Origin of the sequence: Enterococcus sp. DIV2371 (assembly GCF_050498525.1) — a bacterium.
Lineage (GTDB): Bacteria > Bacillota > Bacilli > Lactobacillales > Enterococcaceae > Enterococcus_B > Enterococcus_B mangumiae.
This window is the reverse complement of the sequence record NZ_JBIPAJ010000001.1, coordinates 2,181,015-2,192,851: the sequence shown is the minus strand read 5'-3', so window position 1 is coordinate 2,192,851 and position 11,837 is coordinate 2,181,015. Positions and strand designations below refer to the sequence as shown.

Here is an 11,837-nt window from a genome sequence, read left to right as displayed (position 1 = left end):
TAAGGCGTTTATGTTTTTCTATTCCAGTCAAACAGTATAGAAAGTTTTTGGATAAAAATTATACCCGAACGATAGCGAAGGGATTTCTGCTAGAATGCAGAGAAACTGTTCGATCGTTCGGGTATTTTATTTAACTGCCTGTGAGAAGCGTCATCTTGTAACTCATTGAATAAACGGTATTTAATAAGCAGTGTTTCTTATTACTTAGCGATAATCGTTTTTTCTATCACTTCATCAACGAGTTCTTGATTTTGCCACTGCTTGATTAGGTAGTTTCAAGACGACAAGTGAAACGACAAGGACGGATAGCAAACGATCTAAATAATCTGTTGCGGCTTGAACGATGGTGACACTGGCTGCTTGGTTTAGCCCCAATCCGTAAAGAAGTTGAACGATGGTGCTTGAACCAGATGAAGTGATACCACCAAATAATTGAATCGTGATAAGTGAAGCTAGAATGGTTCCAGGCGCTGAGATCACGAATGTCCATATTAATAATGAAAGTCGGCTTTTCAGTCCATGCTCATGCAACTTCTTAGGTAAAATCAAACCTGCGAGCAATCCTGTGATGATTTGGATCGGCGAGTAGTACAAAGAGAACATGTCCATTGTCACGCCACTAAGTAAGCTACTACTCAATCCTGTCAAAACGCCGGGAATTGGTCCAAGTAAGGCACCGGCAAAAATCGTGCCGATTGAATCAAGATAAATGGGTAATCGGAGCCATAAAGCGATCGTTCCGCCGAGAAAGTTGATTCCGATACTTAATGCCATGATTGTGATCATTCTTGTTGTGATTTTCTTTTGTGTCATCTTCATTTCATCCCATCTTTAATCTTTCCAGATCTTTTTTTATCAATTCTTCTTGTGCATTTAAAAGAACGGCTAAAAACTTCCGGAAAAAAAGAGAGGTGTCAACATCTGTCATGATCAGACTATTTGGTTTTTTCTGCCAAAAATCGTGACAATCAACTAAGGTTTGACCACGACTGATGCCTTGTGTTTCCACAGCGGTATAACTAGTAAAACCTTGGCATAGTTGTTCATCGATGAAATAAGCAACTGCTAAAGGATCATTGATGACACAACCGAGGATGCGTTCTTGCTGCCAATGAAAGTCGTAATAAAAACGTGTGATTGCTTTTAAATAGTTTCCTTCTTGTGGCGCAAGTTGGCAACAGTATTCTAGGATCGTCGGCGTAAAGACGATTTCTCGTGTGACATCTAAGCCAACCATCTCGATCATTTGCCCTAGATGTTCAAAGACATAGGCAGCTGCATCAGGGTCACACCAGTAATTGTATTCTGCTACAGGTGAACAATTGCCGTGGCTTTTGTATGTCCCGCCCATTGAAACAAACCGATCCATCTGGTTTCCTATTCGTGGGTTCTTCTGTAAAGCAGAGGCGACATTTGTGAGTGGCCCTAACGCAATCAACGAAGTATCTTGTTTCTCAGCAAAATAATTCGCTAAAAAATCAACGGCATGGATCGTTTCAGCTTGTTTATCTGATACTAACGGGAAATTTGTTTCCCCAAGACCATCCATGCCGTGTGTATCTTGTGCGCTGATAAATGGTGTGTTTAGAGGGGTTGCTGAACCTTGGTAGACAGGGATGTCTAGTCGATCGCAGCGTTCTAAACAACGGATCACATTTTCTGTTCCCAAATGAACGGGAACATTTCCACAAACGGTGGTGATTGCGACAACTTCGATTTCTGGTGATTTTAATGCAAATAAGAGCGCTAATGTATCATCGATACCAGGATCGCAATCAATAATAACCTTTCGCATTATTTCCAATCTCCTTTCTATAGAGACACTTAGTTTTTTATCCTGGGAAGTTTCCGAACCAGTCCAAGGGGTCCACCCTTGATTCCAATGCACGGCATTAGTATACTTATTTTTAAGACGAATGTAAATGTTATGCAAATAATTAATCTTTTTTTCAGAAGATCTGTATGTGAGAAGAACGAAGAGAATCTTCTCCAAATGGATCGACATATAAAAAAACAGAACATATCAATAGTTCGTTGTCTGCCTCTTTTATAGAAAATGGTACAATGGAAATGAACCGTGAATTGGATATGGTACAAACCTTAGAGTACCATGTATTAGATAAACTTGAACTAAGCGAAAAAAATGAAGTGAGCAATTTGAGAATAAGTGGAAGGCTATAAAATTCAAATGCCAGGCTTCCTGAGATTGCTTCTTTTTTATAGACTTGTTTTTTTGTTTGGCTGATCAAGTAGAAAGTGTGGGATGCAAGTGGTTGTTTTTTATATTTTACTAATTATGTTATTAATGATCGTTAGTTATCATTTTGTTGCTTATCTATATGCTAAAAAATTGATCAAAATAGGATTGCAACGAGGCTATCCTTGGTATGAAGAAACAGGGCATCAATTGATGGACCCAGCTTCTTTGACGACGGTCGATGAACAACGGCAAAAGTTAGAAGACTTAGCGGAAGACTTTTGGCAAAAGGGCGAAAGTGTGACGACTAAAAGCCATGAAGGATTGAAACTAAAAGGCAGAATGTTCTTTTCTTATGCAAACAAAGGAAAATGGGTGATCTGTGTTCACGATTATCGTAGTACAGGCAAAAAAGACATGTCTTACATTGGAAAGAAATACGCAGAGAAAGGTTTCAATGTTTTGATTCCAGATTTACGTGCGCATGGGGAAAGTGAAGGAGAAATCATTGGAATGGGCTGGTTGGATCGCTTGGATTTGATTCTCTGGATCAATGAAATCTTAAAAAAAGAACCAGAAGCTACGATTCTACTCCATGGAGGCTCCATGGGTGCTTCGACAATCATGATGGCTAGCGGAGAAAAGCTGCCGAGTGCGGTGAAAGGCTTGATTCTTGATAGTGGTTTTGTATCGGTCTATTCAGAATTTCGTTATATGTTAAGTAAGTTAACGGCGTTTCCGAAAAAAATCATCATGAGATATGCCAATCGATATGCCCAAAAGTATGCTGGCTACTCTTTGAAACAAGCTTCTGCTACGAGACAATTAGGAAGCAACCATTTACCAGTGCTGATCATCCATGGTGAACATGATCATTTTGTGCCAATGGAAGCAGCGTACACGATCCAAAATGCGACAGCAGGAGATAAAGCCTTATTGCTAGTGCCGGGAGCAGAGCATTTAGAAGCGGTCAGCAAAGATCCAGATACTTACTGGACAGTGATTTTCTCATTCATTGAACAAAGAGTGCAATTATAAGTACAAATGATTGTCTGAAAAAAATAGGACTGGTAAAATCAAAGAGTGTAAAAATAGTGTTCGTTATTTAAGAATAAGGAGCGTGAAAAAATGGAAATCAAAGAAGAAAAGAATCGTTTAGTACTGTTCGATGATGAACAAACAGAAATTGGTGAAATGACTTGGTCTGATGCCGGTCCGGATATTATGATCATTGACCACACATTTGTTGATCCAGCTTTTAGAGGACAGAAATTAGCAGAAAAACTGGTTGCGACCGGAGTGGACGTAGCTAGACGTACGGGTAAAAAAGTGATCCCACTATGTCCGTATGCGAAAGCAGAGTTTGAAAGAAAAGCTGAATATCAGGATGTTTGGCGTAAATAAATACCAAAGAATGCGGAAAAACTGAAGACTATCGCAGTTCCTTAGAGAATCAACTAGCGAGCCCTCCAATCGTGTGCTTTAAAACATCGACCATCTGATGAAACACTGTTGTCACAAGGCGTGTTATGTGATAAAGTTAGAAGGACGATATTTTGAGAAAGGAGGCTGTTTGATGTATAATATTATTTTAGGGATCGTTATCGTTATATCAATTATGATGGTCATCGCGATCATGATGCAACCAAGCAAACAAAATAGTGCAGCAAGTGCATTTACAGGTGGAGCAGATCAATTATTCGGAAAGCAAAAAGCACGTGGATTTGAAGCAGTAATGCAACGCTCGACAGCTGTTATGGGCGCTGTATGGATGATTTTGTTATTCGTACTTGCATTTTTATCTTCTAAGTAAATCGTTTAAAACCAAAGAGCAGAAGTGGTTCTTTGCTTAGAGCAGATTTAGAGGATAGATTGAAGGTTCATCGATTTTTCAAATAAATAGAGGGTCTGGGAAACGAAATTATCCCAGACCTTTTTTGTTGAATAGAAAAGGGACCGTTATATAAGAAGGTATTTGTTAACTATGGTAAAATAAGGCTAATGAGGTGAATTAAATGAAAAGTCTACCACAACCTATTTATGAAAAACATGGGAAGCGCGCAGTTCTCTTATTACATGCGTATTCGGGTAGTCCGAACGATGTACGAATGTTAGCTCGTTTTTTAGAAAAATCAAACTATACGATTTATGCGCCCACTTTTACTGGGCATGGGACGCTTGCACCAAACGAGATTTTAGATCAAGATGCTGAAACTTGGTGGCAAGATACAAAACAAGCGCTTCAATTTCTGCATGAGGAAGGATTTTCTGACATCGCCGTTTTAGGATTATCGATGGGAGGCATTTTTGCAGTTCGAGCATTATCAGAGATTTCTCTGGTAGGCGGCGGCTTTTTCTGCTCGCCGATTTCTCCAGTAGAAAACCATGTGCCAGAAAACTTTGAGAACTATGTACGTCATGTCTTGAAAATTGCTGGAGAATCTGAGGAAACGATCGAACAAAAAGTCGTCGCTTTCCGCCCACGTGTAGAGCAACAGTTAAGAGACATTCAAGAACAAGCAGCAATTACAGAAAGTAAGTTGTCAGATATCCAAACGCCTGTCTTCATGGCTCAAGCGGGTCAAGATGAAATGATTGATCCTTATGGTGTCTATGATACAGCCAAAAAACTTGCACATACGGGTATTTCCCTACATTGGTATCCTGAAAGCAAACATGTGATCACAGTAGGAGTAGCAAGAAAAGCCTTTGAAAAAGATGTGTTGGATTTTCTAGAGAACTTACCTTGGAATGAGGAGTAAAAATGACAAAAGAAACATTAAAAGAAAAAATCCTCTTCTTTATTGAAAGTAGTCGAAAGAAAAGTTTTTCGATGGAAGAGATTGCCGAAGGGCTAGGCTTTCAAAAAAGTGAAGATTTTAAATTATTAGTACAAACCATCGCACAGATGGAACGAGAACAAAGTATCGTCTTTACGAAAAAAGGTAAAGTCAAACTGCCGCTTCAGCCGATTTTGATCGAAGGGATCTTTCGCGCAAACGAGCGAGGATTCGGTTTTGTGACGATCGACCCTGAAGAAGATGATGTATATATCCCTAAGGAAGCAACAGGATATGCGATGGATGGAGACACTGTTGCGATCGATATCGTCAAAACGGCGGATGCTTTTACAGATCGTGGAGCGGAAGGGAAAGTTGTTGAAATTCGTCAACGAGCAACTACGCAAATCGCGGGAGAGTTCATTGCTTATACGGATGACGAAATGGCAGAAACAGATCTTTATGGGGTAGTCATCCCTAAAGATAAAAAAATGAATCAATTCAAAGTCTATGCCGCAGCAGAAGGTGTCCGCCCAGTAGATGGAAGCATCGTGTTGATCGAATTGACACATTATCCGGAAAAAAGCTACGCGACAAGTTTAGAAGGCATCATCAAACAAGTCATCGGACATAAAAATGATCCTGGAATGGATATTTTATCGATCGTCGTGGCTAACGGAATCCCGACTAAATTTCCTGATGACGTATTGAGTGAAGCCGATGCCGTACCAGATAGTATCAGTGAAGAAGATTTGATTGGCCGCAGAGATTTACGTGACCAATTGATCGTGACGATCGATGGGGAAGATGCCAAAGATTTAGATGATGCGGTCACTGTTAGAAAATTAGCGAATGGGAATTATTTTTTAGGCGTTCACATTGCGGATGTTTCGTATTATGTAACGGAAGGCAGTCAATTAGACCGTGAAGCGTATGAACGTGGAACGAGTGTCTATTTAACAGATCGCGTGATCCCAATGATTCCACAGCGGTTATCAAACGGTATTTGTTCGTTGAATCCTAAGGTACCTCGGTTAACGATGAGTTGCGAAATGGAGATCGATCCTACTGGGAACATTATTTCTCATGAAATTTTCCCAAGTGTGATCCAAACGACTGAGCGGATGACGTATACCGCAGTGAATCAAATCTTAGAGGAACAAGATGAAGAAACGATGACTCGGTATGAGTCTTTGGTCCCTATGTTCCAGGCGATGGGTGAGTTGCATGAGATTTTAGAAACGATGCGTATCCGACGTGGCGCAATCTCATTCGAGGATCGTGAAGCTAAGATTTTAGTTGATCCAGAAGGTCACCCTCAAGATATCCAATTGCGGAGTCGTGGCGTAGGTGAACGGTTGATCGAATCCTTTATGTTGGCGGCCAATGAAACGGTGGCAGAACATTATTCTCGTGGGAAGTTCCCTTTTATTTACCGTATCCATGAGCAACCAAAAGAAGAGAAAATGCAACGTTTCTTTGATTTTGCCTCTGCTTTAGGGATTTTGGTCAAAGGAACAAAGGGAACGATCACACCTAAGGACTTACAAAAAGTGATCGAAGACGTCGAGGAAAAACCTGAATCAGCTGTGATCAATACCATGTTGTTGAGAAGTATGCAACAAGCACGCTATTCTGAGGACAATTTTGGACATTACGGGTTAGCAGCAGAATATTATACGCATTTCACGTCACCGATCCGTCGTTATCCAGATTTGATCGTCCACCGTTTGATTCGTTCCTATGGTCAAGATCCAAGTGAAAGTAATCAAGAGTATTGGGAACAAACACTGCCTGACATTGCGGATCATAGTTCGAAAATGGAACGTCGTGCAGTTGAAACAGAACGTGAAGTCGATTCAATGAAGAAAGCTGAATTCATGATGGATAAGGTTGGCGAAGAATTTGATGGTATCATCAGTTCTGTGGTGAAATTTGGGCTGTTTATCGAGCTGCCTAATACCGTGGAAGGATTGATCCACATCAATGAATTGCGTCAAGATTATTTCCACTATATTGAAAACCATCTAGCCTTAGTGGGTGAGCGGACAGGATTGACATTCAAGATCGGTCAAAAAGTACGTGTCAAAGTAGTCAAAGCAGATCCTACCGAGCGTGCAGTTGATTTTGAATTAGTCGCTGCGGAGGAATTGGCGCCGCTGGAAGCACCGAAGGCAAGAAGAAAAGAACAAGGCAGACCTTCAAGAAAAACAAGTGACCGGCAAATGGATAAGAAAAAACGTCCAAAAAAGGCCGATAGTAAATATGGTCCAAAAAAAGAAAAGGGTAAAAAAGGGAAAAAACCTTTTTACAAAGGCATCAACAAGAAAAAGAAGAAAAAATAATCAAAAAATGAATTGGGGGAATGTAGAATGCCAAAAGGCGAGGGAAAATTGATTGCACAAAATAAAAAAGCTCGCCATGATTATTCGATCATCGACACAATGGAAGCAGGAATGGTTTTACAAGGTACAGAGATCAAATCTATTCGTAATAGTCGTATCAATCTAAAAGATGGATTTGTTCGTGTTAGAAATGGCGAAGCTTTTTTGCATAATGTCCATGTCAGCCCTTATGAACAAGGGAATATCTTTAATCATGATCCACTGAGAACTAGAAAGTTGTTACTGCATAAAAAGCAAATCGCACGTTTATCAAGTGAAACTAAGAACACTGGTATAACGATCGTTCCTTTAAAAGTTTATATTCGAGATGGCTATGCGAAAGTCTTGATCGGTTTAGCTAAAGGGAAAAAATCGTATGATAAGCGAGAAGATTTGAAGCGAAAAGATGTCGATCGTCAAATTGATCGAACATTAAAAAATTTCTCTAGATAATTTCATTATCCTTTTTCGCATATTCGGTGCTTTTAGATTTACTTAGTGATAAAATTTGTTAGCATTTAATCTGATGAAACATGATTATCAAAGGTTTTTCCTCGGTTTCATGGCATTGTATCATCCGTGTTTTTTATGATTTTTTGACTGAAATAAAAAAATGTCTAGTTTTCATGAAAATGCTTTGAAATTTCTGTTTCATGGTGGTATGATACCGTTTGGTTAGAAACCGATAAAGAAAAACCAGATACACACATGAAATTGATTTTATGTGAAATTTTGGGAAAAGAGGTGAAATGGATTGGATGAACGCTCGCTAACGTTCCATATTGGACCCGTTTGGTTTGATGGGACTGTTTGTTTGATGGTGTTGTTAACTTGTTTGATCGTTTTCTTTTTAGTTTACTTCTTTACTAGAAATCTAAAAATGAAGCCAACTGGAAAGCAAAATGCACTTGAATGGGTCATTGATTTTACACGAGGAATCGTTACAGATAATGTGCCTAGAAAAGAATTGAATAATTTTCACTTGTTGGCATTTACATTATTCCTCTTTGTTTTTGTGGCAAACAATATCGGTTTAGTTACAAAAATCGTCTTACCTGGTAGCGAAACGACACTTTGGAAAAGTCCGACAGCAGACCCGTTTGTAACTTTAACATTGGCATTTATTATGATCACACTTACTCATCTATTCGGGGTGAAGAAGCTCGGTTTCAAAGGTTATTTTGTCAACTCATTCCTAAAACCCTATAGTTTTATGTTTCCAATGAAGGTGATCGAAGAGTTCACAAACTTGTTAACACTTGCTTTACGTCTTTATGGGAATATTTATGCGGGAGAAGTATTGCTAACTTTGATCGCAAAAATGATGACAAGCTTAGGCTGGTTCTCATTGCCATTAGCAATTCCGTTAGAGATGGTCTGGATCGCGTTCTCATTATTTATCGGAAGCATCCAAGCATTTGTCTTTGTCACTTTATCAATGGTATATATGAGTCACAAAATCGAAGTAGAAGAGTAAAAAATATTTAATGACTATTTAAACTATTTTAGGAGGAAGTAAATTATGAATTATATCGCAGCAGCAATCGCAATCTTAGGAGCAGCTATCGGAGCTGGTTACGGTAATGGTCAAGTAATTTCTAAAACAATCGAATCAATGGCACGTCAACCTGAAATGTCAGGTCAATTACGTACAACAATGTTCATCGGGGTAGCCTTAGTCGAAGCCGTTCCTATTCTAGGTGTTGTTATCGCCTTGATCCTAGTTTTTGGTGTGTAATAAAAATGCTGAGGTTGCGTGATCGACAAAAAACGATCGAATCTTTATCGATAGTTACGCAACCTAAAAAAACTGGATTCTCAGAGAAAGGAAGGCTAACCTATGCTGAATCAATTGGCAATTGCAGAAGTTGGCAATCCGATGTTAGGTAATATCATCGTTGTCAGCGGCTCATTTTTGATATTAATGGTCCTATTAAAACACTTTGCGTGGGGACCAATCAGCGATATTTTGAAAAAACGTGAAGATAAGATCGCCAATGATTTAGATTCTGCAGAACAATCTCGCATCAAATCAGCAAAATTAGAACAAGAACGTGAACAACAATTGTTGGCTTCTCGCTCTGATGCTGCGGATATCATCAAAAATGCGAAAGAAAGTGGAGAATTAAGCCGCCAAAATATTTTGAAGGAAACACAAGAAGAAGTTGCACGTCTGAAAAATAAAGCGCAAGCGGATATCACGATGGAACGTGATACTGCCTTGAACTCAGTCAAAGACGATGTAGCCGATCTTTCTCTTCAAATTGCGGAAAAAATCTTGAATAAAGAATTATCTCCAGAAATGCATGAATCTTTAATCAATCAATATATCGAAGGTCTAGGTTCGTCAAATGAAACTAGATAAATATACAGTAGGTAGACGTTACGGAAAAGCATTATTTGAACTGGCGATCGATTCAAATAATTCGGAAGAAGTGTATCAAGAACTTCTTAGTCTACGTAAAATCTATTCCGATGTCCCTGAGTTAGGGAGTATCCTTAGTGATGTTCGTTTAGAGCCTCATGAAAAGCGATTGGTCATGGATAAATTAGTCAGTGGCTATCAAGGAATGGTTAAAAACTTTTTAGAAGTCGTGTTCATGTACAATCGTATGAACGATCTACCTTTGATGATCGACGAGTATGAACATCGTTACAATGAAAACAATGGCTTGTTACTAGGAAGTGTGACTACCGCAGTCCCACTTTCAGAGGAACAATTGAGCAGACTTGAAGCAAATGTCGCGAAAACAATGAACTACCAAACGGTTGAGTTGAAGCAACTAGTCGACTCTACGATCATTGGTGGGGCAATTGTGGAAGCAGATCATCAAGTGATCGACGGAAGCATTCGGACGCAGTTGGAAAAATTGCGTAATCAATTAAATAGATAGTACAAAGAGGTAGGTGAATCGAATGGCTATCAAAGCAGAAGAAATTAGTGCCTTGATTAAAGAACAAATCGAACATTATGAAAACGTGCTTTCAGTCGAAGAAATCGGTACAGTCACTTATGTTGGTGACGGGATCGCACGTGCACATGGACTTGAAAATGCCATGAGTGGTGAACTACTTGAATTTTCAAACGGTTCATATGGTATGGCACAAAACTTGGAATCAAATGATGTCGGAATCATTATCTTAGGAGATTTTGAATCCATTCGTGAAGGGGACAAAGTAAAACGTACAGGAAAGATCATGGAAGTACCAGTTGGTGACGCTATGATCGGCCGTGTCGTCAATCCTTTAGGACAGCCCATCGATGGTCTAGGAGAAATCGTGACTGACAAAACTCGTCCAGTCGAAGCGATGGCTCCTGGTGTTATGCAACGTAAATCAGTTAATGAACCGATGCAAACAGGTTTGAAAGCTATCGATGCATTAGTACCGATCGGACGTGGACAACGTGAATTAGTTATCGGTGATCGTAAGACAGGGAAAACATCGATTGCAATCGATACGATCATCAACCAAAAAGGTCAAGACATGATCTGTATCTATGTAGCGATTGGACAAAAAGATTCAACGGTACGTACCCAAGTAGAAACACTGAAAAAATATGGCGCAATGGATTATACGATCGTAGTCAATGCGGGGGCTTCACAACCTGCACCATTGCTATACATCGCACCTTACGCTGGTACAGCTATGGGTGAAGAATTCATGTATAACGGCAAACATGTATTGATCATTTTTGATGATCTATCAAAACAAGCGGTTGCCTATCGTGAGCTTTCTTTATTACTTCGCCGTCCACCAGGCCGCGAAGCCTATCCAGGGGATGTTTTCTACTTGCATTCTCGTTTGTTAGAACGTGCAGCGAAATTAAGTGATGAACTAGGCGGAGGATCAATGACTGCCTTGCCATTTGTTGAAACACAAGCCGGCGATATCTCTGCTTATATCCCAACAAACGTGATCTCGATCACCGATGGACAAATCTTCTTAGAAAGTGACTTATTCTATGCAGGAACACGTCCAGCCGTTGATGCAGGTTTATCTGTTTCCCGTGTTGGTGGTTCAGCGCAAATCAAAGCAATGAAAAAAGTTGCCGGAACATTGCGTCTAGACTTAGCAAGTTACCGTGAATTAGAAGCATTTACTCAATTTGGTTCTGATCTAGATGCAGCGACACAAGCGAAATTGAATCGTGGCCGTCGTACTGTGGAAATCTTGAAGCAAAAATTACATGCACCTCTTGCAGTAGAAAAACAAGTAGTCATCTTATATGCGTTGACACACGGTTACTTAGACAGTATCCCTGTTGATAGCATTTTAGACTTTGAACATGAATTATTTGAATATCTAGAAACAAACCATGCTGATCTCTTTGAAACGATCCGTACAACGAAAGATCTTCCAGAAGAAGAAGCGTTGAATCAAGCGATCCAAGAATACAAAGATATTTTTATGGCAACAAAAGGTAACAATTCTTCAACAGAAGACAAATTGAAATCCATTCAAAATGCATAGTGA

13 protein-coding genes and 1 riboswitch are annotated in these 11,837 nt (G+C 39.6%); of the genes, 11 read left to right on the top strand and 2 right to left on the bottom strand.

Annotated elements, in window-relative coordinates:
- Positions 1 to 234: 234 nt before the first annotated feature.
- Together IGL24_RS10215 and IGL24_RS10210 are read right to left on the bottom strand one after the other, a co-directional pair.
- Positions 235 to 813, bottom strand: coding sequence for an ECF transporter S component (locus IGL24_RS10215; protein WP_207699428.1), 579 nt, complete (start codon positions 811 to 813; stop codon positions 235 to 237).
- A gap of 7 nt (positions 814 to 820) precedes the next feature.
- Positions 821 to 1,795, bottom strand: a complete 975-nt coding sequence (locus IGL24_RS10210; protein ID WP_429968439.1) for a nucleoside hydrolase — start codon at positions 1,793 to 1,795, stop codon at positions 821 to 823.
- 23 nt (positions 1,796 to 1,818) lie between these two features.
- Positions 1,819 to 1,863: riboswitch (PreQ1 riboswitch) on the bottom strand.
- 406 nt (positions 1,864 to 2,269) lie between these two features.
- Here IGL24_RS10210 and IGL24_RS10205 point away from each other — a divergent pair.
- From IGL24_RS10205 to atpA, 11 genes are all read left to right on the top strand, one after another.
- Positions 2,270 to 3,235 (top strand): alpha/beta fold hydrolase, encoded by a 966-nt coding sequence (locus tag IGL24_RS10205; RefSeq protein ID WP_206853752.1) that lies wholly within the window; start codon positions 2,270 to 2,272, stop codon positions 3,233 to 3,235.
- A gap of 90 nt (positions 3,236 to 3,325) precedes the next feature.
- Positions 3,326 to 3,601 carry a GNAT family N-acetyltransferase gene (locus IGL24_RS10200; RefSeq protein WP_206853578.1) on the top strand — a complete coding sequence of 92 codons (276 nt, stop codon included), beginning with the start codon at positions 3,326 to 3,328 and terminating at the stop codon, positions 3,599 to 3,601.
- A gap of 172 nt (positions 3,602 to 3,773) precedes the next feature.
- Positions 3,774 to 4,010 (top strand): preprotein translocase subunit SecG, encoded by a 237-nt coding sequence (gene secG / locus IGL24_RS10195; RefSeq protein ID WP_010734881.1) that lies wholly within the window; start codon positions 3,774 to 3,776, stop codon positions 4,008 to 4,010.
- Between the two features lie 202 nt (positions 4,011 to 4,212).
- Entirely contained in the window at positions 4,213 to 4,959 is a 747-nt protein-coding gene (locus IGL24_RS10190; protein ID WP_207114954.1) for an alpha/beta hydrolase, read from the top strand.
- Positions 4,960 to 4,961: 2 nt separating this feature from the next.
- Positions 4,962 to 7,322, top strand: a complete 2,361-nt coding sequence (gene rnr / locus IGL24_RS10185) for a ribonuclease R (protein WP_207699426.1) — start codon at positions 4,962 to 4,964, stop codon at positions 7,320 to 7,322.
- Positions 7,323 to 7,349: 27 nt separating this feature from the next.
- Positions 7,350 to 7,814 carry an SsrA-binding protein SmpB gene (gene smpB / locus IGL24_RS10180; RefSeq protein ID WP_019723750.1) on the top strand — a complete coding sequence of 155 codons (465 nt, stop codon included), beginning with the start codon at positions 7,350 to 7,352 and terminating at the stop codon, positions 7,812 to 7,814.
- Positions 7,815 to 8,115: 301 nt separating this feature from the next.
- Complete coding sequence (gene atpB / locus IGL24_RS10175; protein WP_206853587.1) at positions 8,116 to 8,838, top strand: F0F1 ATP synthase subunit A; 723 nt, start codon at positions 8,116 to 8,118, stop codon at positions 8,836 to 8,838.
- A 45-nt stretch (positions 8,839 to 8,883) separates the two neighbouring features.
- A complete protein-coding gene (gene atpE / locus IGL24_RS10170; RefSeq protein WP_010734886.1) occupies positions 8,884 to 9,099 on the top strand; it encodes an ATP synthase F0 subunit C in 216 nt (71 codons plus the stop codon).
- A gap of 102 nt (positions 9,100 to 9,201) precedes the next feature.
- Positions 9,202 to 9,726, top strand: coding sequence for a F0F1 ATP synthase subunit B (atpF, locus tag IGL24_RS10165; protein ID WP_206853590.1), 525 nt, complete (start codon positions 9,202 to 9,204; stop codon positions 9,724 to 9,726).
- Complete coding sequence (gene atpH / locus IGL24_RS10160; protein ID WP_207699425.1) at positions 9,713 to 10,255, top strand: ATP synthase F1 subunit delta; 543 nt, start codon at positions 9,713 to 9,715, stop codon at positions 10,253 to 10,255. Before atpF ends, atpH begins: the two co-directional genes overlap by 14 nt.
- A gap of 22 nt (positions 10,256 to 10,277) precedes the next feature.
- Positions 10,278 to 11,834 (top strand): F0F1 ATP synthase subunit alpha, encoded by a 1,557-nt coding sequence (atpA, locus tag IGL24_RS10155; RefSeq protein WP_206853594.1) that lies wholly within the window; start codon positions 10,278 to 10,280, stop codon positions 11,832 to 11,834.
- Positions 11,835 to 11,837 lie beyond the last annotated feature (3 nt).